The 24,676-nt window shown below is 70.6% G+C and carries 25 protein-coding genes and 2 pseudogenes; 19 read left to right on the forward strand and 8 right to left on the reverse strand.

Annotated elements, in window-relative coordinates; translation table 11 throughout:
* Positions 1 to 20: 20 nt before the first annotated feature.
* Positions 21 to 947 (reverse strand): NAD-dependent epimerase/dehydratase family protein, encoded by a 927-nt coding sequence (locus GKE56_RS08755; protein WP_154684221.1) that lies wholly within the window; start codon positions 945 to 947, stop codon positions 21 to 23.
* Positions 948 to 1,109: 162 nt separating this feature from the next.
* Complete coding sequence (locus GKE56_RS08760) at positions 1,110 to 2,267, reverse strand: NADP-dependent malic enzyme (RefSeq protein ID WP_154684222.1); 1,158 nt, start codon at positions 2,265 to 2,267, stop codon at positions 1,110 to 1,112.
* Between the two features lie 391 nt (positions 2,268 to 2,658).
* Here GKE56_RS08760 and GKE56_RS08765 point away from each other — a divergent pair, with 391 nt between their 5' ends.
* The 10 genes and pseudogenes from GKE56_RS08765 (at position 2,659) to GKE56_RS18225 (ending at position 9,465) form a co-directional block, all read left to right on the forward strand.
* Positions 2,659 to 3,579, forward strand: a complete 921-nt coding sequence (locus GKE56_RS08765) for an ABC transporter substrate-binding protein (protein WP_154684223.1) — start codon at positions 2,659 to 2,661, stop codon at positions 3,577 to 3,579.
* A gap of 13 nt (positions 3,580 to 3,592) precedes the next feature.
* Positions 3,593 to 4,561: an amino acid ABC transporter permease gene (locus tag GKE56_RS08770; protein ID WP_154684224.1), complete on the forward strand. Its 969-nt coding sequence runs from the start codon at positions 3,593 to 3,595 to the stop codon at positions 4,559 to 4,561.
* A complete protein-coding gene (locus tag GKE56_RS08775) occupies positions 4,561 to 5,352 on the forward strand; it encodes an amino acid ABC transporter ATP-binding protein (protein WP_154684225.1) in 792 nt (263 codons plus the stop codon). The genes GKE56_RS08770 and GKE56_RS08775 overlap by 1 nt, the downstream gene beginning before the upstream one ends.
* 211 nt (positions 5,353 to 5,563) lie before the next feature.
* Positions 5,564 to 5,716, forward strand: a complete 153-nt coding sequence (locus tag GKE56_RS17410) for a hypothetical protein (RefSeq protein ID WP_230208846.1) — start codon at positions 5,564 to 5,566, stop codon at positions 5,714 to 5,716.
* A 43-nt stretch (positions 5,717 to 5,759) separates the two neighbouring features.
* On the forward strand, positions 5,760 to 6,158 hold the full coding sequence (gene sodN / locus GKE56_RS17415) for a superoxide dismutase, Ni (protein ID WP_230209308.1): 399 nt from the start codon (positions 5,760 to 5,762) through the stop codon (positions 6,156 to 6,158).
* Between the two features lie 188 nt (positions 6,159 to 6,346).
* Positions 6,347 to 6,421 (forward strand): annotated as a pseudogene (locus tag GKE56_RS18215) (hypothetical protein); the annotation flags it as partial.
* Between the two features lie 244 nt (positions 6,422 to 6,665).
* A complete protein-coding gene (locus tag GKE56_RS08785; protein WP_154684227.1) occupies positions 6,666 to 7,316 on the forward strand; it encodes a hypothetical protein in 651 nt (216 codons plus the stop codon).
* Positions 7,317 to 7,500: 184 nt separating this feature from the next.
* Positions 7,501 to 7,791: a DUF3311 domain-containing protein gene (locus GKE56_RS08790; RefSeq protein WP_230208847.1), complete on the forward strand. Its 291-nt coding sequence runs from the start codon at positions 7,501 to 7,503 to the stop codon at positions 7,789 to 7,791.
* Between the two features lie 128 nt (positions 7,792 to 7,919).
* Positions 7,920 to 8,450 (forward strand): annotated as a pseudogene (locus tag GKE56_RS18220) (sodium:solute symporter); the annotation flags it as partial.
* Positions 8,451 to 8,619: 169 nt separating this feature from the next.
* Complete coding sequence (locus GKE56_RS18225) at positions 8,620 to 9,465, forward strand: hypothetical protein (RefSeq protein WP_370518363.1); 846 nt, start codon at positions 8,620 to 8,622, stop codon at positions 9,463 to 9,465.
* 90 nt (positions 9,466 to 9,555) lie between these two features.
* Here the strand turns inward: GKE56_RS18225 and GKE56_RS08800 are convergent, their stop codons facing one another.
* Complete coding sequence (locus GKE56_RS08800) at positions 9,556 to 10,863, reverse strand: HD-GYP domain-containing protein (protein ID WP_154684228.1); 1,308 nt, start codon at positions 10,861 to 10,863, stop codon at positions 9,556 to 9,558.
* Positions 10,860 to 12,305 carry an HD-GYP domain-containing protein gene (locus GKE56_RS08805; RefSeq protein ID WP_154684229.1) on the reverse strand — a complete coding sequence of 482 codons (1,446 nt, stop codon included), beginning with the start codon at positions 12,303 to 12,305 and terminating at the stop codon, positions 10,860 to 10,862. Before GKE56_RS08805 ends, GKE56_RS08800 begins: the two co-directional genes overlap by 4 nt.
* Positions 12,306 to 12,731: 426 nt before the next feature.
* Here GKE56_RS08805 and GKE56_RS18230 point away from each other — a divergent pair, with 426 nt between their 5' ends.
* Positions 12,732 to 12,806: a 50S ribosomal protein bL37 gene (locus tag GKE56_RS18230; RefSeq protein WP_369791897.1), complete on the forward strand. Its 75-nt coding sequence runs from the start codon at positions 12,732 to 12,734 to the stop codon at positions 12,804 to 12,806.
* 104 nt (positions 12,807 to 12,910) lie between these two features.
* Here GKE56_RS18230 and rsrA read toward each other — a convergent pair whose 3' ends face one another.
* Together rsrA and GKE56_RS08820 are read right to left on the reverse strand one after the other, a co-directional pair.
* The gene (gene rsrA, locus GKE56_RS08815) at positions 12,911 to 13,186 is read right to left on the reverse strand and encodes a mycothiol system anti-sigma-R factor (RefSeq protein WP_154684231.1); all 276 of its coding nucleotides are present in this window, start codon (positions 13,184 to 13,186) and stop codon (positions 12,911 to 12,913) included.
* Entirely contained in the window at positions 13,183 to 13,815 is a 633-nt protein-coding gene (locus tag GKE56_RS08820; protein WP_195908061.1) for a sigma-70 family RNA polymerase sigma factor, read from the reverse strand. Before GKE56_RS08820 ends, rsrA begins: the two co-directional genes overlap by 4 nt.
* A gap of 250 nt (positions 13,816 to 14,065) precedes the next feature.
* On the opposite strand from GKE56_RS08820, the gene GKE56_RS16885 reads away from it, so the two are divergent.
* Genes GKE56_RS16885 through GKE56_RS08855 form a run of 5 tightly spaced genes read left to right on the forward strand, consistent with a single transcriptional unit; the run spans position 14,066 to position 20,069 of the window.
* Positions 14,066 to 15,307, forward strand: a complete 1,242-nt coding sequence (locus GKE56_RS16885) for an efflux RND transporter periplasmic adaptor subunit (protein ID WP_195908062.1) — start codon at positions 14,066 to 14,068, stop codon at positions 15,305 to 15,307.
* Positions 15,308 to 15,309: 2 nt separating this feature from the next.
* On the forward strand, positions 15,310 to 16,014 hold the full coding sequence (locus tag GKE56_RS08840) for an ABC transporter ATP-binding protein (RefSeq protein WP_154684233.1): 705 nt from the start codon (positions 15,310 to 15,312) through the stop codon (positions 16,012 to 16,014).
* Positions 16,011 to 17,240, forward strand: a complete 1,230-nt coding sequence (locus GKE56_RS08845; protein ID WP_154684234.1) for an ABC transporter permease — start codon at positions 16,011 to 16,013, stop codon at positions 17,238 to 17,240. Before GKE56_RS08840 ends, GKE56_RS08845 begins: the two co-directional genes overlap by 4 nt.
* Positions 17,241 to 17,272: 32 nt before the next feature.
* Complete coding sequence (locus GKE56_RS08850) at positions 17,273 to 18,133, forward strand: hypothetical protein (protein WP_154684235.1); 861 nt, start codon at positions 17,273 to 17,275, stop codon at positions 18,131 to 18,133.
* The gene (locus GKE56_RS08855; RefSeq protein WP_154684236.1) at positions 18,126 to 20,069 is read left to right on the forward strand and encodes a biotin/lipoyl-binding protein; all 1,944 of its coding nucleotides are present in this window, start codon (positions 18,126 to 18,128) and stop codon (positions 20,067 to 20,069) included. The genes GKE56_RS08850 and GKE56_RS08855 overlap by 8 nt, the downstream gene beginning before the upstream one ends.
* A 16-nt stretch (positions 20,070 to 20,085) precedes the next feature.
* On the opposite strand, the gene GKE56_RS08860 is transcribed toward GKE56_RS08855, so the two are convergent.
* Positions 20,086 to 20,739, reverse strand: coding sequence for an alpha/beta family hydrolase (locus GKE56_RS08860; RefSeq protein WP_154684237.1), 654 nt, complete (start codon positions 20,737 to 20,739; stop codon positions 20,086 to 20,088).
* Positions 20,736 to 21,596 (reverse strand): SOS response-associated peptidase, encoded by an 861-nt coding sequence (locus tag GKE56_RS08865; RefSeq protein WP_154684238.1) that lies wholly within the window; start codon positions 21,594 to 21,596, stop codon positions 20,736 to 20,738. The genes GKE56_RS08860 and GKE56_RS08865 overlap by 4 nt, the downstream gene beginning before the upstream one ends.
* Before the next feature lie 118 nt (positions 21,597 to 21,714).
* On the opposite strand from GKE56_RS08865, the gene GKE56_RS08870 reads away from it, so the two are divergent.
* From GKE56_RS08870 to rsgA, 3 genes are read left to right on the forward strand one after another with little or no spacing between them, the layout of a single operon-like run.
* Positions 21,715 to 22,254, forward strand: coding sequence for a DoxX family protein (locus tag GKE56_RS08870; RefSeq protein WP_195908063.1), 540 nt, complete (start codon positions 21,715 to 21,717; stop codon positions 22,252 to 22,254).
* A complete protein-coding gene (aroA, locus tag GKE56_RS08875; protein ID WP_154684239.1) occupies positions 22,241 to 23,581 on the forward strand; it encodes a 3-phosphoshikimate 1-carboxyvinyltransferase in 1,341 nt (446 codons plus the stop codon). The genes GKE56_RS08870 and aroA overlap by 14 nt, the downstream gene beginning before the upstream one ends.
* A complete protein-coding gene (rsgA, locus tag GKE56_RS08880) occupies positions 23,578 to 24,615 on the forward strand; it encodes a ribosome small subunit-dependent GTPase A (protein WP_154684240.1) in 1,038 nt (345 codons plus the stop codon). Before aroA ends, rsgA begins: the two co-directional genes overlap by 4 nt.
* Positions 24,616 to 24,676: the final 61 nt, after the last annotated feature.

Raw genomic sequence — 24,676 nt, forward strand, 5'->3', positions numbered from 1 at the left:
GACGACGACAAGATTTCTGCTCACTGCATCTCCTTGAACCAGGTGACGGTCTCAGCCAAGCCTCGCTCGAGGGGCACCGGCGAAATATCCGGGAAGAGTGAACGAAGGACTGCGTTGTCCGCCTGCGAATGCTTGACGTCCCCCGGTCGTGGCTCCCGGTGAACCACTTCCGCCTTCAGGCCCGACGCGGACTCGATCATCTCGACCAGCTCGGTCAGGGCGGTGTTGGTACCGAAGGCGAGGTTCACCGGCTCTGGGTGCGAGACTCGGCGCTCGCAGGCATCCAGCAGCACGCGGCACACGGTGCCGACGTAGGTGAAGTCTCGCGAGTTGCTCCCGTCACCGTTGATCGGCAGGGGCTGGCCATTGAGGAGGGCGTCGATGAACGTCGGGATGACCGCGGCGTACACATGGCCGGCCCTCTGCCTTGGGCCGTAGACGTTGAAGAAGCGGAAGGCGACAGACTCCATGCCGTAGGACTGTTGGTACGCGAGGGGGTACTGCTCAGTCGCAAGTTTGGTGACCGCATATGGGCTCATCGGCCGCACCCACTCGCGCTCGCTCTTGGGCAGGGCCGGGTTCAGTCCATAGACCGACGAGGATGAGGCGACGAGGACGTGACCCACGCCAGCGGCCCGAGCAGCCTCCAGCACCGAAAGCGTGCCCGTGGCGTTGGCTGCGTGGGTGGCCATGGGGTCCTTGATACTTCGGGGCACGCTGCCCAGAGCGGCAAGGTGGACAACCGAATCCACGCCGCGCACCGCTCGCGCCATTGCCTCTGGCGAGAGGATGGAATCGCGGATGAGCGCGATGTCCAAGCCCGCGACATTCTCTTCGTAGCCAGTCGAGAGGTCATCGATCACGGTGACCTGGTGGCCGTTGGTCAGCGCCAGCCGGGCAAGATTCGACCCGATGAAGCCGGCGCCGCCGGTGATGAGAAGGTGCACAGCTGAAACCCCAAGATCGTGGGCGGGCAGAACGAGCGTGACACATCCTAGTTGGACGGGCCGGCCAAGATCGGTGGAGCGACCCGCCGCGCGGCCATGACGCTCGGGCGCCGTCGGTGTACTGCACAGCACCCACCGGAGCGCGAGCCGACTTTCAACCCGTCAGCTCAGGGCCTGGACCGCGCTTGCCACCGCGTCCGCGACTCCCTCGTGGAAGACGCTGGGGACGATCTCGCCGGCCGTCGGGTTCTCGACGAGGCTGGCGATGGCCTGGGCGGCCCCCAGCTTCATCGCCTCGGTGATCTGCGGCGCGCCTGAGTCCAGCGCACCGCGGAAGATCCCCGGGAAGGCGAGCACGTTGTTGATCTGGTTCGGGAAGTCCGAGCGCCCCGTGGCCACGACCGCGGCATACCGACCGGCCACCTCGGGGTGCACCTCCGGGTCGGGGTTCGCGAGCGCGAAGATAATCGACGACGGCGCCATCCGTGCGATGTCCGCCTCGGGCACGAACCCGCCCGACACGCCAACGAACACGTCCGCGCCGACGAGCGCCTCCCCCAGCGATCCAGAGATGCCCCGCGGGTTCGTGGTCGCGGCGAGGCGGCGCTTGTGGTCGGCGAGGTCAGTACGAGCCGGAGCGATGACCCCGCGCGAGTCGCAGACCACGATGTCGGCCACTCCCGCGCGGGCCAGCAGCTTCGTCACCGCCACGCCGGCGGCGCCAGCCCCCGAGACCACGACGCGCAGCGACTCCAGCGACCTACCGACGACGCGCGCCGCGTTGATCAGGCCGGCGAGCACCACGATTGCCGTGCCGTGCTGGTCGTCGTGGAACACCGGGATGCTCAGGCGCTCCTGCAGCCGACGCTCGATCTCGAAACACCGCGGTGCCGAGATGTCCTCGAGGTTGATGCCGCCATAGGTGGGCGCGATGCGCGCGATCGCATCCACGAGCTCGTCGACCGTGCCCGTCTCCATGCAGACAGGCACAGCATCGACGCCACCGAAGTGCTTGAACAGCACCGCCTTGCCCTCCATGACCGGCATGGCAGCAAGCGGACCGATGTCCCCGAGGCCGAGCACCGCGGTCCCGTCGGTGATGACCGCCACGGTGTTGCTCCGCGCCGTGTACCTCGAGGCGAGCGAGGGGTCCGCAGCGATCGCACGGGAGACGTCCGCGACGCCGGGGGTGTACAGCAACGCCAGGTCGGCACGGTCTCGTAGTGGCTGCGTGGCGTGTACCCCGAGCTTGCCGCCCTCGTGCGCCCGGAAGACCGGGTCGGACGGGTCGAACAGCGGGTACGACAGGGACGCAGACATGAGAAGTCACCTCGGACGGGAAAAGGAACAGCGGGGGCCACACCGCGCACGGATCTTGCCGCGGTCAACAACAGCCGGGTGTGGCCTCTCAACGCAGACGCGGGGGTGACCCGCTCGCCCATCGTGGCACAGGCGCGCGGCGCAGACCACCGTTGCGAACGGACTGTGACGCGTGTCGCCCCGACGGAATGTCCGATATGGGATGGCGGCCCGCCGGGGGACACTGTCGCTCAGCGAGCGCTCAGGCGATACATCTCAGATTTGAGACTGTTTCGGAACCTAGGGATCTAGCACGCCCGCCGACCCATGCTGGCAGGATGCCCCATAACCCCCAGCGGGTGACCTGGACCACTCCAGGGGCCCCCCGGCATACGAGGAAGGACCTCACCGCATGACCCACCGCCTCCGCCCCACCGCAGTCCTCATCACGGGGCTGGCAACCGCCGGACTCGCCCTGTCCGCCTGCGGCTCCAACACCCTGGGCAACAGCAGCGCATCGGGCAGCTCGTCCAGCAGCTCGAGCAGCTCCACCAGCGCCACTGTTGACCCCGCCCTCGCTGCCAAGGTCCCGGCGAACATCAAGTCCAAGGGCACGCTGGTCGTCGGCTCGGACGCGTCCTACGCGCCCAACGAGTTCATCGACACCGACGGCAAGACGGTCGTCGGCATGGACGTCGACCTCTTCACTGCCGTCGCCGCCAAGCTGGGCCTGAAGGCGCAGTTCCAGAACGCCGGCTTTGACACGATCATCCTCGGCGTCACGTCCGGCAAGTACGACGTGGGTGTCTCCTCGTTCACCATCAACGCCGACCGCAAGAAGCAGGTCAACATGGTGAGCTACTTCAACGCCGGCACCCAGTGGGCGGTCAAGACGGGCAACCCCAAGCACGTCGACCCCAACAACGCCTGCGGCCTGAGCATCGGCGTCCAGAAGGGCACCACCCAGATCGATGACCTCACGGCCCGCTCCAAGAAGTGCACCGACGCGGGCAAGCCGGCGATCAAGCAGATCATCGACGCCGACCAGAGCAAGGTCACCGCGAGCGTCATCTCGGGCAAGTCGGACGCCATGCTCGCCGACTCCCCCGTCGGGCTGTATGCCGTGAAGCAGACGGGCGGGCAGCTCCAGGCCCTTGGTGCGATCTACGACTCGGCCCCCTACGGCATCGTCGTGCCGAAGAGCGAGACGGACTTCGCCCAGGCCATTGCGGATGCCTTCAAGGCCATCGCGGCCGACGGCACCTACAAGGCCACGCTGACCAAGTGGGGCAACGACACCGGCGCGATCACCGACTTCGCCGTCAACCCCTGAGGCTGGCGAACTGATGGCTGAGACAACCGAAGGCCGGCCGGGCGCGATCCACGCCCGGCCGGTGCCCCACCCGTGGCGATGGGTGGCTCTGGCCTTCATCGCCGTGCTCGTGGCGATGATGATCAGCTCGTTCATCACCAACCCGCGCTGGGACTTCCCGTTCGCGCTGCAGGTGATGAACTTCAACCCGGTCCTCAACGGCCTGGTGCAGGGCACCATCCTCGGCACCTTCTTGGCCATGATCCTGGGCGTCGGCCTGGGTGTGCTCGTGGGCATCATGCGGCTGTCCAGCAACCCGGTGCTGCGCGGCGTCGCGTTCGTCTACACCTGGTTCTTCCGCGCGATCCCCCGCTACGTCCTGCTCGTCATCCTCGGCACCGGACTGGGCTACCTCTACAGCAACTTCGACATCGGGGTGCCGTTCGGCCAGCAGATCTCGAAGCTGTTCGGGCTGAGCTCGCACCTGACGTTCTTCTCCCTCAACGTCAACCAGTTCAGCAGCACCCTGCTGATGGGCGTCATCGGCCTGGGCTTGTCCGAGGCCGCCTATATGGCCGAGATCGCGCGAGCCGGCATCCTGTCCGTCGACCGCGGACAGGTCGAGGCAGCCCAGGCACTCGGCATGTCGTCCAGCAAGACGATGCGCCGCATCGTGCTCCCCCAGGCGATGCGCGTGATCGTGCCCCCGACTGGCAACGAGACCATCGCCATGGTCAAGGACACCTCGCTGCTCATCGCGATCCCGGTCAACGCCGAGCTGTTCTACCAGGCCTCGACGATCGGCTCGCGCACCCTGAAGATCATGCCGACGTATGTGGCCGCCACCGCGTGGTACCTCATCGTCTGCAGCGTCCTCATGGTCGGTCAGTACTGGCTCGAGCGGCGGTTCGGTCGCGGCTTCGGGACCACGGGCGGCGCCAACCCCAGCGTCCGGGCCAAGCTGCTCTCGCTTCGCGGCGGCGGCGGAGGAGGTGCCTTCTGATGGCGGCTACTGACGCACCCCTGGTCCACGCCGTCAACGTCACCAAGGCGTTCCACGGCAACGAGGTCCTCAAGGGCATCGACATGGACGTCGCGAAGAGCGAGGTCGTCTGCCTGCTCGGCCCCTCGGGATCGGGCAAGACGACGTTCCTGCGCTGCATCAACCAGCTCGAGTCGATTGACGGCGGCCGGATCTGGGTCGACGGGGATCTCATGGGCTACGAGGACCGTGGCGGCCACCTCCACCACCTCACCGACAAGCAGATCGCCGCGCAGCGTCGCGACATCGGCATGGTGTTCCAGCGGTGGAACCTCTTCCCCCACATGACAGCCCTCGAGAACATCATGGAGGCGCCGATCCAGGTCAAGGGCGAGAAGAAGTCCGAGGTCAAGGAGCGTGCCCTCGCGCTGCTCGAGCAGGTCGGCCTCAAGGACAAGCCCAAGGCCTACCCGGCCCAGCTCTCGGGCGGGCAGCAGCAGCGCGTCGCGATCGCGCGAGCGCTGGCCATGAAGCCCAAGCTGATGCTGTTCGACGAACCCACGTCGGCCCTCGACCCCGAGCTCGTCGGCGAGGTGCTCAAGGTCATGCGCAACCTGGCGCAAGACGGCATGACGATGATCGTCGTCACCCACGAGATGGCCTTCGCCAGAGAGGCCGCCGACCGGATCGTCTTCATGGACGGTGGCGTGGTCGTCGAGCAGGGACCGCCGAGCCAGGTCATCTCCAACCCCCAGCACGAGCGCACCAGGTCGTTCCTGCGCCGCATGCGCCAGGAGGAGGAGCACGGCTGATGGCCATCGGACTCGGCGTCGTCACCGTCCGCGGACGGTCGATGGAGCCGACGCTGCACACCGGTGACCGGATGCTCGTGCTGCGCGGCGCGCCGCCCCGGTTGGGTCGGCTCGCCATCGTGCGCCTCCCCCGGACGAGTCCGGGCAACCGCGCCCGCTCGCCATCAAGCGGGTCACCGGGCGGGACCCAGCCGACCCCCGGCGGTACTGGGTGGAGAGCGACAACCAGAGCGCACCCGGCGTGGCCGACTCGTGGACCCACGGCATCGGTTCGCTGGCCCGCGACCAGATCCGCGCCCTGGTGCTGTTCCGGATCCCCCATCCCCTGCGGGGGCGCCGTGCGGCGCCCGGGAGCCCGGGGTAGGTTGAACGAGCACGTGATCATCAACTTCGCAGAAGGGATTCGCATGCTCTCCCGAATGTTCCGCACCACCGAGGTCAGCGCCCACTGCGACCTGCCTTGTGGTGTCTACGACCCCGCACAGGCCCGCATCGAGGCCGAGTCCATCAAGGCGATCATCGCCAAGGTGGCCGACAACAACGACCCCGACTTCCGGGTGCGCGCGACGATCATCAAGGAGCAGCGCTCCGAGCTCGTCAAGCACCACCTCTGGGTGCTGTGGACCGACTACTTCAAGGCTCCGCACTTCGAGAAGTACCCCCAGCTGCACACCCTCTTCAACGAGGCGACCAAGCTGGCGGGCGCCTCCGGCACCAAGGGCGAGTTCGACGCCGCCAAGGCCGACGAGCTGCTGTCCAAGATCGCCGAGATCGACACGATCTTCAAGGAGACCAAGGCCGCCTGACCCGGCCATGCACCTTCTCAGACGGACGCCTCTCTGCACTGCGCAGAGGGGCGTCCGTCTGCGCAGGCACCCGCTGTCTGCGCAGCGTGCGGGCCGTCTGTGCACAGACCTCCCCCACCGACCCCCGGCGTCCACAGCCCCGTTCGTCTGGCGCTGCACCGGCAACCTGGGACGACCAGCCTCGCCCCATGTCCGAGATCCTGCTCAGCCGGGCGGCCCTCTGGGGCGGCGTCTTCACGACCAGCGACGCGACGGCGGTCGGCGTGAGCCGTAACGAGCTCCACGCTCTGGTTCGGGCCGGCGAGATCACCAACGTCGGCCCCCGCGCCTACGTCCTCACTACCGCCCAGCGCGCGGCCACGACTCCCGAGGCCCGGCATCGGCTCACCACGCTCGCGGTGCTCAGGTCGTTCGGCGGCCGCGTGGCGGCCAGCCATCACTCGGCTCTTGCCTTGCACGGCCTCCCCCTTCTGGCACGTCGACGAAACCATCGTTCACGTATGCCGCGTGGCCGGCCGATCGTCGCGGGTCCGGGGCGACCTGCACATCCACGAGTCGGTGTCGCCGAGCGACCTGGTCACCTTCCGTGCCACCGGGGCGCCCTCGACGAATGCCACCCTGGCGGTGATCGGGACGGCGGTGGTCGACGGCCTGGAGGCCGGCATCGTCGCTGCGGACGCCGCCCTGAACCGCAGGGTCACCACGCTCGAGGAGCTCGGGCAGGCGCTCGGCGCCATGCGGCATACGCCCGGGCTTGTGGCGGCGCGCCAAGCGGTGGACCTCGCCGACCCGCTCTGTGAGTCGGTCGGCGAGACCCGGACGCGCCTGGTGCTCCAGGCGCTCCCCGGCGCACCGCGCGTGCGGTCACAACACCATGTCCGCGACGATCTCGGGCGTGAGGTGGCCCGGGTCGACTTCCTCGTCGGCGACCGGGTCGTCGTGGAGTTCGACGGGCGATCCAAGTACGGCATGGGCGGTCGAACATCCGGAGACGACCTCTGGGCCGAGAAGCGGCGCGAGGACGACCTGCGGGCACTGGGCTACCTCGTGGTCCGGGTGATCTGGGCCCAGCTCGACCGCCCCCAGCTCATCGTGGAGCGAGTGCTGGGTGCGTTGCGCCAGGCAGACCGCGATCTGCGCAGACTCGCGTCCCGCTGAGCAGACACGGGCTCGCGGCGAGGTAGGACGTCGGTGCGCGCAGTTCGCTCGCGCTGGGTATGCCGCGGCCCGACGAGGGGGCTGATGTGACTGTTGTGACATCCCACAGTTACCGGCCAGTCAGGAATACCGTACAAAGCGGACTGCCCCCTCGGCAGCCGCCACTTCCCATCTGGAGGTCAAGGTGAGCATCGACAACGACGTCGACCACGACACCGTCCCGCCCGCCAACAAGGGCCTGCTCGCGATCGCCGGCGTCCTGCTGGCCATCCCGATCGTCGCCCTCCTGTGGGTGGGCAGCTACGCCAAGAAGGACCCCGTGCTGTGGGGCTTCCCGTTCTTCATCTGGTACCAGTTCCTGTGGGTGTTCCTCTGCTCGGGCCTGACCTACACGGCCTACCGGCTGGTCCTCAAGGCGCGCCCGCACCGGCCGATGACCGGGCACCGGGCCGACGCCGGTGAGGTGACCCGATGACCGTCATGGTGCCCGCGGCCGCCGGGACCAGCGGCGTCAACTACGTCGCGCTGGCTGTCCTCATCGTGCTGTTCGCGGTGGTGACGGGCATGGGCTTCTGGGCGACCCGGTGGCGCAAGGCCGACAGCATGGAGTCGCTCGACGAGTGGGGCCTCGGCGGCCGCAGGTTCGGCACCTGGGTGACGTGGTTCCTGCTCGGCGGTGACCTCTACACGGCATACACCTTCGTCGCGGTGCCTGCGGCGATGTTCGCGCTGGGGGCCGTGAGCGGCTTCTTCGCCGTGCCTTACACGATCGTGCTCTACCCGATCATCTTCGTGTTCATGGCGCGGCTCTGGTCGGTCAGCCACCGGCACGGATACGTCACGCCGGCCGACTTCGTGAAGGGCCGCTACGGCTCCCGCGGGCTGTCGCTGGCCGTCTCGGTCACGGGAATCCTCGCGACGATGCCGTACATCGCGCTCCAGCTCGTCGGCATCCAGGCCGTCCTCGAGGTGGCCGGCCTCGGTGGCAGCAACGCCCTCGCCAAGGACCTCCCGCTGTTCATCGCGTTCGCGCTGCTCGCGGCCTACACGTACTCCAGTGGCCTGCGCGCGCCCGCAGTCATCGCCTTCGTCAAGGACGGGCTGATCTACCTCGTCATCATCGTCGCGGTCATCTACCTCCCGTCCAAGTTCGGTGGCTGGGACCACATCTTCAGCGCCGCCCAGACCAAGATGGCGACGCCGAGCAAGGTGACCGGCAAGCCGACGGGTGCGTTCATCCCCAGCGCCCAGCAGTACTGGGCCTACGCCACCCTGGCGGTCGGCTCGGCGCTGGCGCTTGTTCATGTACCCCCACTCGATCACGGCGACCCTGTCGAGCTCGAGCCGCAACACGATCCGTCGCAACGCGGCCATCCTGCCGGCCTACTCGTTCGTACTGGGCCTGCTCGCCCTGCTCGGATGGGTGGCCATCGCCGCCAAGACCAAGCCGATCGGTCTCGACGGCAAGCTCAACCCGCAGCTGGTCATCCCCCAGCTGTTCGAGGACTCGTTCCCGAACTGGTTCGCGGGGGTGGCGTTCGCGGCAGTCGCCATCGGTGCCCTCGTACCCGCGGCCATCATGTCGATCGCGGCAGCCAACACCTTTACCCGGAACATCTACCGCGACTTCATCAAGCCCGACGCTACCCACGCCCAGGAGGCCCGGGTCTCCAAGCTGAGCTCCCTGGTGGTCAAGGCGTTTGCGCTGGTGTTCGTCCTGACCCTCGACAAGCAGAACGCCATCAACTTCCAGCTCCTCGGAGGCATCTGGATCCTGCAGACGTTCCCCGCGATCGTCTTCGGGCTCTACACCCGGTGGTTCCACCGCTGGGGTCTGCTCGCAGGCTGGGCGGTGGGCATGGTCTACGGCACGATCACGGCGTACAACGTGATCAACCCAGCGACCAAGGCCCACTTCGGCGGCTCGCTGGACATCATCCCCACCATCGGCAAGATGGGCTACATCGCGACGACGGCCTTTGCCATCAACGTGATCATCGCCGTGGTGCTCACCCTGGTCCTGCGCGCACTCAAGGTGGCGCCGGGCCTCGACGAGACGATCAAGGGCGACTACTTCGCGGACGCGGGCGACCCTCGCGTCGAGAAGAACCTCGGGATGGATACCCACCTCACGACCGGCACACCCTGATCCAACCGGCTCCCAACCGGGCGGTGGCTCGCGCATGGCGCGGGTCGCCGCCCGTTGGTTTCCCCGTCGGGTCCGTCGTATGCCGCGCGCTCAGAACACGGTGGGGGGCGTGGCCCGACGGCGCCGCTGCAGCACCCGGGTCAAGGCGTCCACGACCTGCGGGTCGTACTCGTAGCCGAGGCCCAGGTGGATCCGCTCCATGGCGCGCTCATCGTTCTCGCCATGAGGGCCGGACATGTCGTCGTAGGCGTTGGCGACCTTGATGATGCGGCTCGCCATGGGCAGATCCTGGCCGAACTCGCGCACCTGACGGTAGGGGGTCGTCTGGGCCTCCATGATCGCTGCCACCGTGTCGAGCACGCCGGTGCTGCGGACGATCTCGGCGCCGTCGTGGGCGATGCGCTGCTGGTCAGCGGGAGCGGCCATCACCGTGGCGCCGTGCGGGATGGGCTCGCGCAGGGCGACCTGGCCGAGGTCGTGCAGCAGCGCGGCATACTCCAGGTCGGTCAGGTCACGCTGCCCCATGCCGAGGTCACGTCCGACCGCAATGCTCGTGCGCGTCACGCGCTCGGCGTGGTCGACCCCGGTGTACCCGGCGCGCTCGGTCAGCGACGAGAGGGCTCCGATCGTCTGGCGGTACGTCGTGCGGATGTTCGCGAACCGGCGGACCGCGAAGTACGTCAGCACCAGGGGGAAGAGGAACAGCGGCAAGGCGGCGATCCCGATGGCGAACTCTGCCAGCGCGATCAGGGCTCCGGAGGTGACCAGCGCCGAGGCGAGGCCGGCCGTCGACCGCAGCTCGTCAGCCACCGCCGGCAGAACCGGGGCGTGGTCACGGCCAGCGCGGACCGCCGCCTCGAGGGTGAGGGTGACCACCATCGTCACCGCCCCCACGAGGACCATGAGGATGCCGACGAGCCAGCGACGCTGGTCCCACTGGGACTGCCACACCATCAGGGTCTGGCCCCGGAAGACGATCTCGCGGTAGACCACCGGCGCCACTGCGGCACCGACGACCCGGGCGGCCGTGTCCGCCCAGCCGACGGGGGCTCCGGCGATCCGGAGCAAGGTCGTGCCGACGAGCATGCCGGCGCAGATGGTGACGATCACGGCCGCGGCGCCGATCTCGGTGCCGACCGGCATCGGCAACGCCGACAGCGAGAGCCCGAGCGCGGCAGCAGTCGACATCGGGGCCGTCTCGCGGCTGGTGAGGACGGTGAGCCGAGCGGTCTCACCGAGGGCGATCGTCACCATGAACAGGGAGAGGTGGAACCAGGTGGTCCCGTCGATCTGCGGGAGATCGTCGCGGACGTACCAGACCGAAGCCAGGGCGATGAGAACCGCAAGCGCCGCCACCGGCAGCCGCAGGTCGACGGAAAGCCGCCGCAGCGCCCTCATGCCGAGCCCCTCGCCGGCACGACCTGCCGGGGAGCGGCGCTGTGCAGGCTGGCCCGCAGGTCGGCCCGGGCTGCGAAGAGGTCCGAGACCTCGGGCTCGTCGTGGTCCAGGGCCACTCCGGCAGACGCCAACAGCTCGGGCGACCGGTCGGTCGTCGTCCAGTCATGGCGGGCCAGGACGCGGCCCAGGGCCTCGACGATCTGGGGGTCGAACTGGGTGCCGGCCCGACGTTCCACCTCGGCGTGGGCCTGCTCCACGGTGAACGCGGGTCGGTACGCCCGAGTGGTCGTCAGGGCGTCGAAGGTGTCGGCGACCGCGACGATCCGGGCCACCAGCGGGATGGCCTGGCCGGCGAGCCCGTCGGGGTAACCGTGGCCGTCCCAGCGCTCGTGGTGGTGAGCGATGCCGTCGACGGAGCCCTCCAGGAAGTCGATGCCTCGGACGAGGTCGACCCCACCGTGGGCATGGTCGGCGATGACGGCGAGCTCCTCGTCGTTCAGGTCGCGGCGGGGACGCAGCAACCGAGTGGGCACCCCCACCTTGCCGATGTCGTGGAGCATGCCGGACGTCCGGATCTCCTGGATCTCCTTGTGCCCGAGCCCGATCGCCTCGGCCAACCACTCGGACAACTTGGCCACCCGGTCGCTGTGCCCTGCGTTGTGGGGGTCCTTGGTCTCGACCGCGGCGACCAGGGCACGAAGTGTGCGCTCGTGGGCGCGGAACTCCTCGCCGTACTGGACGAAGGCCCACCGGGCCACGAACAACGGCGCCAGCACGAGGACTGAGCTGAACCACCCGACCCGGGCCGGAACCCACAGCACGACGTAGAGGAACCCGATGACGCCGTAGCCGATATAGGCAGGCCCCATCGTGCTGAGCAGCTTCCAGGCGTGCATCCGCACGGGCACGCCGTTGGCGACGCGCATGACCAAGGACAGCGCGACCGCGTTCGTGAGGCACTGCGCCACGTCCGCCAGGATCAGCGGCAGGCCGACCCGGAGCAACAGCTGGGCGGCGCCCGCCACGCCATCAGCGTGGGGAGGGCCCCCGGCGAGGCGGTACACGACCGCGCTGACCGTAGCCATCCAGCCGAACATGCCGATGTTGAACACCCGCACGATCGGCTTGTCAGGCCCAAGCGCGACCAGCGTCGACACGATGCCGACGATGCCAGCACCGACCGGGCCGACCAGCACCGCGGCAGCCAGCATGACGATGCTGGTGAACGAGATCTGGACGCGCTGGCCGACGCTGGTCTCGCGCAGGGTCCAGCTGGCGATCCCGAGCACCGCGAGGATGCCCAGGGCCAACCAGTCACGCGGTGGCCCAGCCCAGACCCAGCTGACAGCCAGCAGCGCCAAGGAACTCGAGAAGACGACGGCAACGGTGACCACCGTCGCCCACGACTCGAAGCGACCTGATCCCTCGGCTTCGGGGCTCACAACGCAAATCTAGACGTCACGAGCACCGAGCTGGAGGGCGGCTCAGTTACCCCAGCCCCAGCTCGTGGTGCGCGGGCCGGCGGACAGCGCCTCAGCGGGGGTAGAGATGGGGGCGTTCTCGAGAAGCATGGACTCGACGTTGGGGGTGATCGCCTTCATGGCAGGTCTCCTTCTGACCGGTTGGCCGCGGCGGCAGCACAGCAGGTCATCTATGAGCTCCGAATGGTCAGGGGCGCCACTCGGCAGCAAAGTCAATGATGCCGGTAGATCTGGCCGATTCGTGAGTTTCCGCATCGTTCTTGACCAAAACTTGAAGGTCTAGGGGTGACCTCTCTGCCGTTTCTCGTCCCGGGCCTGGGCTGTGCGACAATGTCCGACGGACCGGGCGCGCACGAGCGCCACCTCACCACTGACGGAGTGACACCCATGAGCAAGCGCGCCCGCAAGCGCCGCTCGCGCAAGGGCAACGCGGCCAACCACGGCCGCAAGCCCAACGCCTGAGCACGCGCACGACGCACCCTGAACACGACGAACACAGGGGCGCGGACCCGGTCGATGACCGGATCCGCGCCCCTGTGTCGTGTGGACGCCCTGTGTCGTGGCGCTCAGTCGTTCAGCGTGACCTGGATCGTCGTGATCCGGGCCATGATCTGGGTGCGCAGCTCGAACGGCGCCTCTTCGCAGGCGCACGACCGCTTCACCAGCGCCTTGAGCGCCTGGTCCAGGTCGTACTCCTTCAGGCAGGGGCCACACTCGTCGAGGTGCTGCTTGATCTTCGTGGTGTCGTCCGGCGTCATCTCGCCGTCGAGGTACTCATAGACCCGGTGAAGGACCTCAGAGCAGTCGGAGCTGGCGTCGGTGGGACCGCTGGCGCAGGTCATGAGTCCGCCCCCTGGGTGGCAAAGCCGCGCTCGGCGGCATACTCGGTCAGGAGCTCGCGCAGCTGGCGCCGGCCACGGTGCAGCCGCGACATCACGGTGCCGATGGGAGTGTCCATGATCTCCGCGATCTCCTTGTAGGCAAATCCTTCGACGTCGGCGAGGTAGACCGCCATCCGGAAGTCGTCGGGGAGCGCCTGGAGCGCACGCTTGACCTCGGTGTCAGGCAGGTGGTCCAACGCCTCGGTCTCGGCCGAGCGCAGGCCTGACGACGTGTGTGACTCGGCGCGCGCCAGCTGGTAGTCCTCGATCTCCGAGGCGTCCGACTGCTGGGGCTCACGTTGCCGCTTGCGATAGGTGTTGATGTAGGTGTTGGTGAGGATGCGATACATCCACGCCTTGAAGTTCGTGCCCGGCCGGTACTGGTGGAACGCGGCATAGGCCTTGGCGTAGGTCTCCTGGACGAGGTCCTCGGCGTCAGCGGGGTTGCGCGTGGTGCGCAGCGCCGCGGAGTAGAGCTGGTCCAGAAGGGGCATCGCCTCGCGCTCGAACCGCGCTTGGCGGTCCTCGCGGGACTCGGTGGCCACATCGACGGTGGAGTCGGTGGCGTGGGGTGCGGGGGTGTCAGTCATTGCCCTCCAGCCTAGCCCGAGGCGGGGCACCGACGGTGCGGTGAGAACTGGCACGGAACGGGGCTCCTCTCGGTGGTCTCGTCAGTCTTCAACCAGACCGACCTGCCGGTCATTCCCTCCAGCTCTTCACAGGCTCAGCACAGGGTCCATGCACGTCGTGCCCAGCGAACGGGAGCACTCTCTGTCCCGACAGCGACGAAGACGGGAGCACACCGTGGGTACGCGCCCCAGAGGCACGAAGACGTGGGCGGTGGCGGCAGTAGCCGCCGCGGTGGTCGCGGCTGCGGCGGGTGGCTGGGCGCTCGCGCGCCCCACCACGAGCGCCGCGACCACCACCTCGATCACGACGACCGCCACGACCGGCACCATCCGGCAGACCGTGTCGGCGTCCGGGACGCTGGCCCCAGCCAGGCGCGCGGACCTGTCCTTCGCGGTCTCGGGCACGGTCACCGCCGTGCCGGTCGCGGTCGGCGACAAGGTCACCAAAGGCGCCACCCTCGCGACCCTGCGCAACGACGCCCTGCAGTCGGCCGTCGACACCGCTCAAGCCGGAGTGACCGCCGCCCAGGACCAGGTGAACGCCGGATCGAGCACGGCCGCGGCGGCGGCCTCGGCGCAGGCGCAGCTCGCCGCAGCGCAGAGCACCCTGTCCCGGGCCCAGCAGCAGCTGGCCGCCGCGACCCTCACCTCGCCCATCTCCGGGGTCGTCGCGGCCGTGGGAGTCGGTGTCGGCGACATCGTCGGGTCGGGCTCGACGGGGTCCGGGTCGACGGGGTCGGGTGGCTCGGGTTCGGGTGGCTCGGGTTCGGGTGGCTCGGGTTCGGGCGGCTCGGGGTCCGGCGGCTCGGGGTCGTCGGGCGCGAGCTCGTCCAGCAGCGCCCAGTTCACGGTGATCTCCACCAACGCCTGGGTCGTCGACGCGAGCGTCGCCGCCGCCGACCTGGCTCAGGTGCGCAAGGGCCTGCAGGTCCAGATCAGCGTCGATGGCAGCTCGCAGCAGATCTTCGGCACGGTCAGCTCGGTGGGCGTGATGGCCTCGGCCGGCAGCTCGGGCACCGCGACCTTCCCCGTCGTCGTCACCGTCACCGGGTCACCCGCGGGCCTGTATGCCGGCGCGACGGTTACCGCGGCCATCGTCGTCAAGCAGCTCACCAACGTCCTCACGGTGCCCAGCGCGGCCGTGAGCTCCGACGCCAACGGCCCCTACGTCACCGTCGTGAAGAACGGCATCCAGACGAGGACCCCCGTGGTGCTGGGAACCGTTTTCGGGGGCGTCACCCAGATCACCACGGGGCTGTCGGACGGCGCCCAGGTCCTGGTTCGGCAGATCCGACTCCCCCAGGGGACCACCGGTGGCACGGGGCGGCAGCGCACCGGCGGGTTCGGCGGCGGGTTCGGCGGCGGTGGCGGTGGGTTCGGCGGCGGTGGCGGTGGGTTCGGCGGCGGTGGCGGTCAAGGCGGCGCAGCGCCGTCGGGCGCGGCGACGCCATGACCATGCCAGCCCGCCCCGTCATCCTCCGCCTCACCGACGTCCGCAAGACCTACGCCACCGGAAGCCTCGAGGTCGAGGCCCTGCGCGGCGTGAGCCTGACCGTGCAGACCGGCGACTACGTCGCGATCATGGGTCCCTCCGGATCCGGCAAGTCGACCCTCATGCACATCCTCGGGTGCCTCGACGTGCCGACCCACGGTCGCTACGAGCTCGCGGGACAGGACGTCAGCGACCTCGACGAGGCCGAGCTGGCCGAGATCCGCAACGCACGAATCGGCTTCGTGTTCCAGCAGTTCAACCTGCTGCCGACGCTCACCGCCTGGCGCAACGTGGCCCTCCCCCTGTGCTACTCCGGAGTGCCCGCGCCCGTCCGCCGTGCGCGTGCGGTCGCCGCCCTCGAGCGCGTCGGGCTGGGCGACCGGGTCGACCATCGCCCCGGTGAGCTCTCCGGTGGTCAGCAGCAGCGGGTCGCCATCGCCCGTGCCCTGGTGACCGACCCCGCCCTGCTGCTCGCCGACGAGCCAACCGGCAACCTCGACTCGACCTCGACCGAGGACATCCTGCGGTTGCTCGACGAGCTCAATGGCGCGGGCCGGACCATCCTGCTCATCACCCACGAGCCCGACGTGGCGCATCGCGCCGGGCGCACCGTACGGATCCGTGACGGCCTGCTCGACGACCTCACGCCGGCGGGGGCCCGGGCATGAGCCTCGCGGAGACGCTGCGCACCGCCCTCGAGGCCATCTCGGCCCGGCGGCTGCGCTCGATCCTCACCACCTTGGGCATCCTCATCGGCATCGCCGCCGTCATGCTCACCGTCGGCCTGGGGCAGGGCGCCCAGAACGCGGTCCGCGACCAGATCGGCAAGCTCGGCTCGAACCTGCTCATCGTCTCCCCCGGCAGCACGACGACCAGCGGCGGACTACGCGGCGGCCGGGGCTCGGCCTCGACCCTGACGACCCGTGACGCGGCGATGCTCGCCGACCACGGCGTGGCGCCCGACATCGCCGGCGTCGCAGCGGTGAGCAGCTCCTCACAGTCGGTCGTGGCCGGCACGACCAACTGGACCACCCAGGTCGTCGGGACCACGCCGGACTGGCTCTCCGTCCGGTCGCGCTCGGTGACCGACGGCCGGTTCTTCTCGGCCGCCGAGGAGAACCAGGCGGCGCAGGTCGCCGTGATCGGCACCACGACGGCATCGGAGCTGTTCGGGCGACGCAGCCCGGTCGGTCAGTCGATCACCATCGAGGGATCGTCGTTCTCGGTGATCGGGGTGCTCGCCTCGATCGGCTCGACGACCACCGTCGACGAGGACGACACGGTGGTCGTGCCCGGGACGACGTATGCCGTACGGCTGAGCACCTCGGGCAACGCGGCATCGGTCAACACCCTCTACCTCAAGGCGAGCTCGCAGGACGGTCTCTCCGCGGCATACCAGGAGGCCCACGCTGCGCTGCTGACCGCGCACGGCGTGACCACCGCCAACGCCGACTTCTCGATCAGCAGCCAGGAGTCGCTCGTCCAGACGGCCACCTCCACCGACCGGACGTTGACGATCCTGCTCGCCGGGATCGCCGCGATCTCGTTGCTGGTGGGCGGAATCGGCGTCATGAACATCATGTTGGTGTCGGTCACCGAGCGGATCCGCGAGATCGGCCTGCGCAAGGCACTGGGCGCGACCCCGCGGGCCGTGCGACGCCAGTTCCTCGCGGAGGCCAGTGCGCTGGGCCTCGCCGGCGGCGTGCTCGGCCTGGCGCTCGGGTACGCCGGCGCGCGCATCCTCCCCCACTTCCTCAACCAGCCCGTGTCCATCGAGCCGTACGTGGCCGCCGGGGCGCTCGCGGTCTCGCTCGCCATCGGGATCGGCGCTGGCGTGTACCCCGCAACGCGAGCGGCCCGGCTCGCCCCCATCGACGCCCTGCGCAGCGAATGACCTGCGCTCCCAACCACCTTCAGGAGCACCCCATGACAACCGCTCACCGCACACCGTTGTCCCTCGCGATCGTGGGTGCCGCTGCCCTCCTGTTGGCGGCGTGCGGCGGCGGCTCCGCGGGAGCTTCGGGCGCCACGACCAGCGCCCCGAGCGCCACGACCGGCCAAGGTGGGGGTCGCTTCGGTGGTGGCGTCTTCCCGGGTGCGTCCGGGCTCGTCGCAGCCGTGGACGGCACAACCTTGCAGGTGCAGGGCGGTGGCACGCAGACCGCCGTCACCTGGACGGCGAGCACCCGGTTCACGTCACAGGTCCCCGCAAAGCTCTCGGACGTGCGGGTCGGCTCGTGCGTCATGGTGCGCAGCTCGAACACCGGCGCGACGCCCCAGCCCCCGACCGTCCAGGCCGTCAGCGTGGCCATCAGCCCGAGCGTCGCCGGAACCTGTGACGCCGGCGCCGCCCGTGGGGGCCGGGCCCGGCCGAGCGGCTCCCCCTCGGGTCAGCCGACCGGCACGGGACGCCCCGGCGGGGCGCGGGGGTTCGGCGGCTTCGGCGGGGCGTTCGGCATCGTGAAGTCCGTCAGCGGCACCTCTTTCACCGTCGACGCCACCACTGCCCGGCGGTCGGCGGCGACCGCCACGGCCACGCCGCCGGCGGTGCGCACCGTCCAGGTCACCACGACGAGCGCTACGACCTACACGAAGACCATCGCCGCCACGGCGAAGGCGGCAGCGGTGGGTACCTGCGTGGTCGCCCTCGGCAAGGCTGACGACACCGGCGCGATCAGCGCCACCTCGGTCACCGTCCGCCCGGCCGTGAACGGCGCCTGCGCGGGCGTCGGCGGTCGCGGTTTCGGCGGCCCGGCTGGCAACACGACGGGAACCACCAATGGCTGAGGTCCGAGTGACTCGCGCGGTCCGCCTCGGTTCCGCTGGCGTCGCCGCGGCCCTCGTCGTCGGCGGCGTGTGGATGGCCAGGTCGTATGCCGCGGGCGACCCGACGAGCGGGTACCGCACCGCCGCGGTGGCCCTCGGCAGCGTCGAGCAGACCGTCAACCTCACCGGAACGGTCCAGCGGGTCGACCAGAAGACGGCCAGGTTCGCCGTGTCCGGCACGGTCTCGTCGGTCGCGGTGGCGGTGGGCCAGACCGTGAAGAGCGGCCAGACCCTGGCGCAGCTGGCCACCCCCGACCTCGATGACGCGGTCGTGCAAGCCCGGGCCGAGGTCGCCAGGGCCCAGGCGAACCTCGCGGCCGACGAGAGCGGCAGCACCGGCTCGGCCAGCTCAACCGCCTCGGCCTCCAGCGCGTCCACCACCGGCGCATCCTTGACGGGCAGCTCGGCGGTCTCCGCCGTGTCCGCCGTCTTCTCGGCCACCCCGGCCGCCCTCGCGGTGACGGTCGCCCGCGCGACCGCGACACCCAGCGCGAGCGCCGCGTTCCGGGCCGTGACCCAGGCGCAGCAGGCCCTTGCGGCGGCCAGCACAGCGTCCGACCAGGCGCAGACGACGGCGCAGGCAGCCCTCACGTCGGCCGATACCGCCTGTGGCCCCGCGCTGGCGGGGGTGGGCACGAACTCGACCCCGACGGAGACGAGCACGTCGACCTCGACCCCCACCGCGTCGACCACCTCACCCGCACCGGGGTCCGGCACGCCTGACCCGGCATCCCTTGCCGTCTGCGCGACGGCGCTGCACACCGCGCAGACCACCCAGTCGGCGCTGTCCGCGGCACAGGCGTCGGTCACCTCGGCACAGACCCGCGTCTCTGACGCGATCTCGCTGTGGGAGAAGGCGGTTGAGGCCGTTGCCCAACGGGCCCCCGGCACCACGACCTCCGGCGCCGGCGGCCAGCGGGGCACGAGCGGAGCGGGCGCCGGCAGCACCACCGCTCGCGCCGGGACCGGGACGCGATCGGGGTCGGGCGCGTCCACCAAGAGCTCCGGCTCGACCTCGCGCTCGGGTGCGGGTTCTGGGGCGGGCACCGGCTCCGCCTCGGGAACAGGGTCTGGCACGCGGTCGCAGGCGAGCACCAGCGGCAGCTCGGCGAGCCGGGTCGCGTCCGACCAGGCGGCCCTCGCCCAGGCCCAGGCGAAGCTCACGCAGGCTCAGGCTGACCGGGCGAGCGCGACTCTCGTCGCGCCGCTCCCCGGCACGGTCGCCGCAGTCGGCCTCGCAGTCGGAGGGGCGTCGAGTGCGGGTGGCATCACGATCGTCTCGGGTACCGCGGCCCAGGTCACGGTCGCCGTCCCGGCAGCATCGATCGCCACGGTGGTCGTGGGACAGCGGGTGCTCGTCACCCCGCCGGGCGCGACCCAGTCCGTGGAGGGAACCGTCGAGCAGGTCGGCCTGCTCCCCAGCGCGTCGACCGCGGCGCAGGCAAGTTCCAGTGCCGCCCCGACCTACCCCGTCGAGGTGCTGGTGGGCGACGCCACCCCCACGCTCGCGAGTGGGGCCCGGGCCTCGGCCAGCATCATCGTGGGCAGCGTCGACCGCGTCGTGACCGTGCCGAACTCCGCCATCACAGTGACGGGGCCCGGCGCCGGCGTGGTGAGCGTCGTCAGCGGCGTCACGACGACCCGGACCCGCGTGTCCCTGGGCCTCGTGGGCGCCACCCGGACCCAGGTCACCAAGGGCCTGTCTGCGGGCCAGCAGGTCCTGCTCGCGGACGCGACCCAGCCGCTGCCCACGTCCTCCGCGACCCAGAACCGGTTCGGCGGGACCGGCCAGTTCGGCGGTGGTCAGTTCGGCGGTGGTCAGTTCGGTGGTGGTCAGTTCGGTGGCGGTGGCGGCCAGTTCGGGGGCGGCGCCGGTCGGGCCGCTGTCGGCGGCTGACCACCGGCCGCTCGCCTCAGGGCGTCGGAACCGGTGGGGACACCGCGGTGAGGAACGCCACCGCCGCGGCCACCACGTCGGCAGGAGCTCGCCCGAAGCTGTGGGTGCCCTTCACCCCGACGACGGATGCCGGGTCGGGCACCGTGGCGCGGACCTCGTCCGGTGTCCCGAACGGGTCCCGAGCCCCCTGGATGACGCACACCGGCAGGCCCGCCTCGATGGGACGCAGCAGCTCGGGCGCGCGCGACGCCTCGGGCCGGCCCGGCAGGTGCAGCGGAAAGGCCAGGCACAGCACGGCATCCGCGCCGAGCTGCTCAGCGGTCCGGCAGGCCACCCGTGCCCCCGCGCTGCGGCCGCCCAGCACCAGCGGTCCGGGCAGGGCACCGCGCCCCGAGCGCAGCGCCGACACGATCGGCAGCCACGCCTCGTCCAGCGCCGCGGGACGGCTGGCGACCCGGCGTCCGGCCAGGCGCCACGGCTGGTCGACGAGGGCGACCGCCCACCCCTGCGCGCTCATCGCCTCGGTGACGGCGAGGACGTCCCCGGTCCAGTCGCGACCACCTGCCCCGTGGCCGAGCACGAGCGTCGCCCGAGCGCCCCGCGGGCGGTGGATCGTCGCCCGCCCCGGCCCCTGCGGCGTGTCGATCTCGACGACGCGTGGGGTCGTCACGACCCACCGCCGATGATCTCGCCGGTCATCGGGTCGACCACCCCGTCGAGCTCGTCCTCGCCCACCGGCTCGATGAGCTGCGGGCCGTTGCTGCGGTTCGACGACACCGCCCTGCCCACGGGGTGGGCCTCGAAGCGCCCGGGCGCCGCGAAGGCGAGCAACCTGGCCACCTCGCCCGGATCGCTCATCGTCGGGTCGAGCCAGGTGGACCAGTCGTCGCGCTCGAGGACCAGCGGCTGCCGGTCGTGGATGCGGTCGAGACCGGGCTCCGCCTCGGTCGTGATGATGGTGAAGGTCGTCAGCCACGCCTCGGGGTCGTCCGAGTCGGCGATCGCCCGGTCCCGCCAGAACTCGTAGAGCCCCGCGAACGCCACCTCCTGGCCGTCGGTCCGGTGCATGAAGAACGGCTGCTTGCGCGGGTTGCCCTTGGCGTCCTTGGCGACCGGCGACTTCTGCCACTCGTACCAGCCCGCCGCCGGCACGAGGCACCGCCGGGCGAGCGCGGCCTTGGCGAACGCGCCCTTCTCCAGCACCGACTCTGCGCGCGCGTTGATCATCCGGGTGCCGATCGTGACGTCCTTCGACCAGCTCGGCACCAGACCCCAGGTGAGCAGGCGCAGCTGACGGACCGGCGAGGCCGGCTCCGCGGCATACTCCTCCCGCAGCTCACGCGGGACGCGGGCGAGCACGACAGGGGCCTGCTTGCTGGGGGCGAGGTTGAAGTCCGGGGTGCCGGGCGGCGGCGACTGCGGGTTCTTGAGGATGCTGCGCGCCGGCTCGGAGGTCCGGTCCTCCTCGACCTCGAACTCCTCGACCAGCTCGCCGGGGCTGGCAGTGGCTGCATAACGGCCGCACATGCCGGCCAGACTACGTGCGCGGCGAGGACGTCAGTGGACCAAGTACGCAACGACCGTGCGCAGGCCATACGGTAGGACGGACCGACGCGCATCCTCCGAGATCACCAGGAGTGTGACCATGACCCTCGTCCGCCGCGTGGCCCGACCGATGCTGGCTGCGATCTTCGTCGTCCAGGGACTCGAGCAGCTGCGCCACCCGTCCGCCCTGTCCGGCAAGGTCGCCCCTCTCGCCGCCCAGCTCGCGCCGCTCGGTGTGCCCGACGACCCCGAGCTGCTCGTGCGCGCCAACGGCGCGACGATGGTCGGTGGTGGCGCACTGCTCGCCACGGGGCGTATGCCGCGCACCGCCGCCTGGGCGCTGGCCGGGGCGCTCGTGCCGACCACCTACGTGGGCCACGCGTTCTGGGCAGAGAGCGACCCGGCGACCAAGCGCATGCAGCGCATCTCCTTCCTCAAGAACCTCGGGTTGCTGGGCGGCCTGCTGCTCGCTGCCGTCGACACCGAGGGCAGGCCCGGGCTCGCCTACCGCGCTGGCATGGCCGGTCACGCCGCCAAGCGCACCGCGCGCCGCACCCGGCGCGAGGCCAAGCTGGCCGCGCACGCAGCCCGCCGCGAGGCCAAGCTTGCCGCGACCCAGGCGCACGATGCCCTCACCTGACCCCGCGCCACCCCGACCCCATGACGGCGACTGGGCGGCCCCGTTCGCCCGCGGCCCGGTCCACGCTGACGCCGTCCTGCCGGGCAGCAAGTCGCTCACCAACCGCTACCTCGTCCTGGCCGCCCTGGCCAGCAGCACCTCACGCCTGCGCCGGCCACTGCGCTCGCGTGACACGCTCCTCATGGCGCAGGCGCTGCGCCAGCTCGGCGCCGGGATCGACGACGCCACCTCGGACGTGCTCGGTGGGGCCGACTGGATCGTCACCCCGGCGACCCTGCGTGGCGGCACCCGGATCGACTGTGGACTGGCCGGCACGGTGATGCGGTTCCTGCCGCCCATCGCCGCCCTCTGCGACGGCGTGGTGGAGTTCGACGGCGATGCCCAGGCTCGCGTGCGGCCGATGGGTCCGGTCCTGGAGTCGCTGCGCACGCTTGGTGCCCGCGTCGACGACGGCGGCCGCGGCGCCCTCCCGTTCGCCGTGCACGGCAAGGGCGGTATGCCGGGCGGCTCGGTCACCCTCGACGCCTCGTCGTCGTCCCAGTTCGTCTCGGCGCTGCTGCTCGCGGGGGCGCGCTACGACGACGGTGTGACGATCCACCACCAGGGCGCGCCCGTGCCGTCCGAGCCGCACATCGACATGACCATCGAGACGCTGCGCGACGCCGGGGCGATCGTCGACGACAGTGAGCCCGACCTCTGGCGCATCGAGCCGTCCGAGCTCGGCGGCCTCGACGTCCAGGTCGAGCCGGATCTCTCGAACGCCGCGCCCTTCCTGGCTGCTGGCCTCGTGAGCGGCGGCCGGGTGACCGTGCCGGGTTGGCCGCAGCACACCACGCAGGCCGGTGACGCCATCAGGGACATCCTCGACGCGATGGGCGCCGACGTCACCCTCACCCGCGACGGGCTCACCGTGTCGGGGGCCGGCGACGTGTCGGGCATCGACGTCGACCTGCACGACGCGAGCGAGCTGACCCCGGTCGTGGCCGCGCTCGCCGCGCTCGCCGACTCCCCCTCGGAGATCCGTGGGGTCGCCCACATCCGGGGTCACGAGACCGACCGCCTGGCCGCCCTGGCCCGCGAGCTCACCGCGCTGGGGGGCTCCGTGCGCGAGACCGAGGACGGACTGCGCATCGCCCCGGCGCGGCTGTCCGGCGGCCGCTTCCACACGTATGCCGACCACCGCATGGTGATGGCCGGCGCGGTCCTCGGTTTGCGGGTCCCGGGCCTGGTCGTCGAGGACGTGGGCACCGTCGCCAAGACGCTGCCTGACTTCGTGCCCCTGTGGGAGCAGCTGCTCGTCGCCGATCGCGACTCAGCGAGCGCATGAACCGGCGCACCTCGGACTACGACGAGAGCGACGTCCGCATCCGGCCGAGCCGTCGCGGCTCACGCCCGCGGTCGAAGGACCGCCCGACCCACGAGGACGCCGTGCCCGGCATGGTGACGGCCGTCGACCGGGGCAGGTACACCGTGCTCATGGCGGCCGGGGTCGGCGGCAAGGGCCTGCCCGAGCGCGTGGTCCTGGCAATGAAGGCGCGCGAGCTCGGGCGCAAGGGCATCGTCGTCGGCGACGAGGTCGGGCTGGTCGGAGACACGTCCGGCAACCCCGACGGGCTGGCCCGCGTCGTGCGTGTGCACCCGAGGCGCTCGGTGCTGCGCCGTTCCGCCGACGACACCGACCCGGTCGAGCGGGTCATCGTGGCCAATGCCGACCAGCTCGTCATCGTCTCAGCCCTGGCCAACCCCGAGCCACGACCGCGCCTCATCGACCGCTGCCTCGTGGCCGCCTACGACGCCGGCCTGACGCCGTTGCTCGTGCTCACCAAGGCCGACCTGCAGGATCCCGGCCCGTTCCTCGCCAACTACGCGCCCCTGGACGTACCCCACGTGGTGACCTCCAGCGCCAGCCAGGACTTCGAGGGCCTCGAAGCGCTGCACGAGCGCCTCCACGGCCGGGTCAGCGTCTTCGTCGGCCACTCGGGCGTCGGCAAGTCCACCCTCGTCAACGGACTGGTGCCCGACGCCCGCCGCGCGATCGGCATCGTCAACGCCGTCACCGGCCGGGGGCGGCATACCTCGTCCTCTGCTGTGGCCTTGCGCCTACCGGGCGGCGACGGCTGGGTCATCGACACCCCGGGGGTGCGCTCGTTCGGGCTGGCGCACGTCAACCTCGAGCGCATCATCGTCCACTTCCCCGACCTCGAGCCCGGCACCGCGCTGTGCCCCCGCGGATGCAGCCACGACGAAGAGGAGTGCGCGTTGGACGCCTGGGTGGCCTCGGGCCAGGCGGGGCCCGCCGGACCCTCGAGACTCGAGTCCCTGCGCAGGCTGCTCCAGGCGCGATCCGGCGAAACGGACTGACACCGGCGGTGCCGCCCTCCTGGGCAGGAGGGCGGCACCGTCAGGACAGCTGGCGTCGAAC

It is taken from the genome of Nostocoides sp. HKS02, from assembly GCF_009707485.1.
Classification (GTDB): domain Bacteria; phylum Actinomycetota; class Actinomycetes; order Actinomycetales; family Dermatophilaceae; genus Pedococcus.

Excerpts from the sequence above, each read along its gene's own strand:
- GKE56_RS08760 (WP_154684222.1), bottom strand. The coding sequence starts at position 2,267 with ATGTCTGCGTCCCTGTCGTACCCGCTGTTCGACCCGTCCGACCCGGTC.
- GKE56_RS08765 (WP_154684223.1), top strand. The coding sequence starts at position 2,659 with ATGACCCACCGCCTCCGCCCCACCGCAGTCCTCATCACGGGGCTGGCA.
- GKE56_RS08770 (WP_154684224.1), top strand. The coding sequence starts at position 3,593 with ATGGCTGAGACAACCGAAGGCCGGCCGGGCGCGATCCACGCCCGGCCG.
- GKE56_RS08775 (WP_154684225.1), top strand. The coding sequence starts at position 4,561 with ATGGCGGCTACTGACGCACCCCTGGTCCACGCCGTCAACGTCACCAAG.
- sodN (WP_230209308.1), top strand. The coding sequence starts at position 5,760 with ATGCTCTCCCGAATGTTCCGCACCACCGAGGTCAGCGCCCACTGCGAC.
- GKE56_RS18225 (WP_370518363.1), top strand. The coding sequence starts at position 8,620 with ATGTACCCCCACTCGATCACGGCGACCCTGTCGAGCTCGAGCCGCAAC.
- GKE56_RS08800 (WP_154684228.1), bottom strand. The coding sequence starts at position 10,863 with ATGAGGGCGCTGCGGCGGCTTTCCGTCGACCTGCGGCTGCCGGTGGCG.
- rsrA (WP_154684231.1), bottom strand. The coding sequence starts at position 13,186 with ATGACCTGCGCCAGCGGTCCCACCGACGCCAGCTCCGACTGCTCTGAG.
- GKE56_RS08820 (WP_195908061.1), bottom strand. The coding sequence starts at position 13,815 with ATGACTGACACCCCCGCACCCCACGCCACCGACTCCACCGTCGATGTG.
- GKE56_RS08840 (WP_154684233.1), top strand. The coding sequence starts at position 15,310 with ATGCCAGCCCGCCCCGTCATCCTCCGCCTCACCGACGTCCGCAAGACC.
- GKE56_RS08845 (WP_154684234.1), top strand. The coding sequence starts at position 16,011 with ATGAGCCTCGCGGAGACGCTGCGCACCGCCCTCGAGGCCATCTCGGCC.
- GKE56_RS08850 (WP_154684235.1), top strand. The coding sequence starts at position 17,273 with ATGACAACCGCTCACCGCACACCGTTGTCCCTCGCGATCGTGGGTGCC.
- GKE56_RS08855 (WP_154684236.1), top strand. The coding sequence starts at position 18,126 with ATGGCTGAGGTCCGAGTGACTCGCGCGGTCCGCCTCGGTTCCGCTGGC.
- GKE56_RS08865 (WP_154684238.1), bottom strand. The coding sequence starts at position 21,596 with ATGTGCGGCCGTTATGCAGCCACTGCCAGCCCCGGCGAGCTGGTCGAG.
- GKE56_RS08870 (WP_195908063.1), top strand. The coding sequence starts at position 21,715 with ATGACCCTCGTCCGCCGCGTGGCCCGACCGATGCTGGCTGCGATCTTC.
- aroA (WP_154684239.1), top strand. The coding sequence starts at position 22,241 with ATGCCCTCACCTGACCCCGCGCCACCCCGACCCCATGACGGCGACTGG.
- rsgA (WP_154684240.1), top strand. The coding sequence starts at position 23,578 with ATGAACCGGCGCACCTCGGACTACGACGAGAGCGACGTCCGCATCCGG.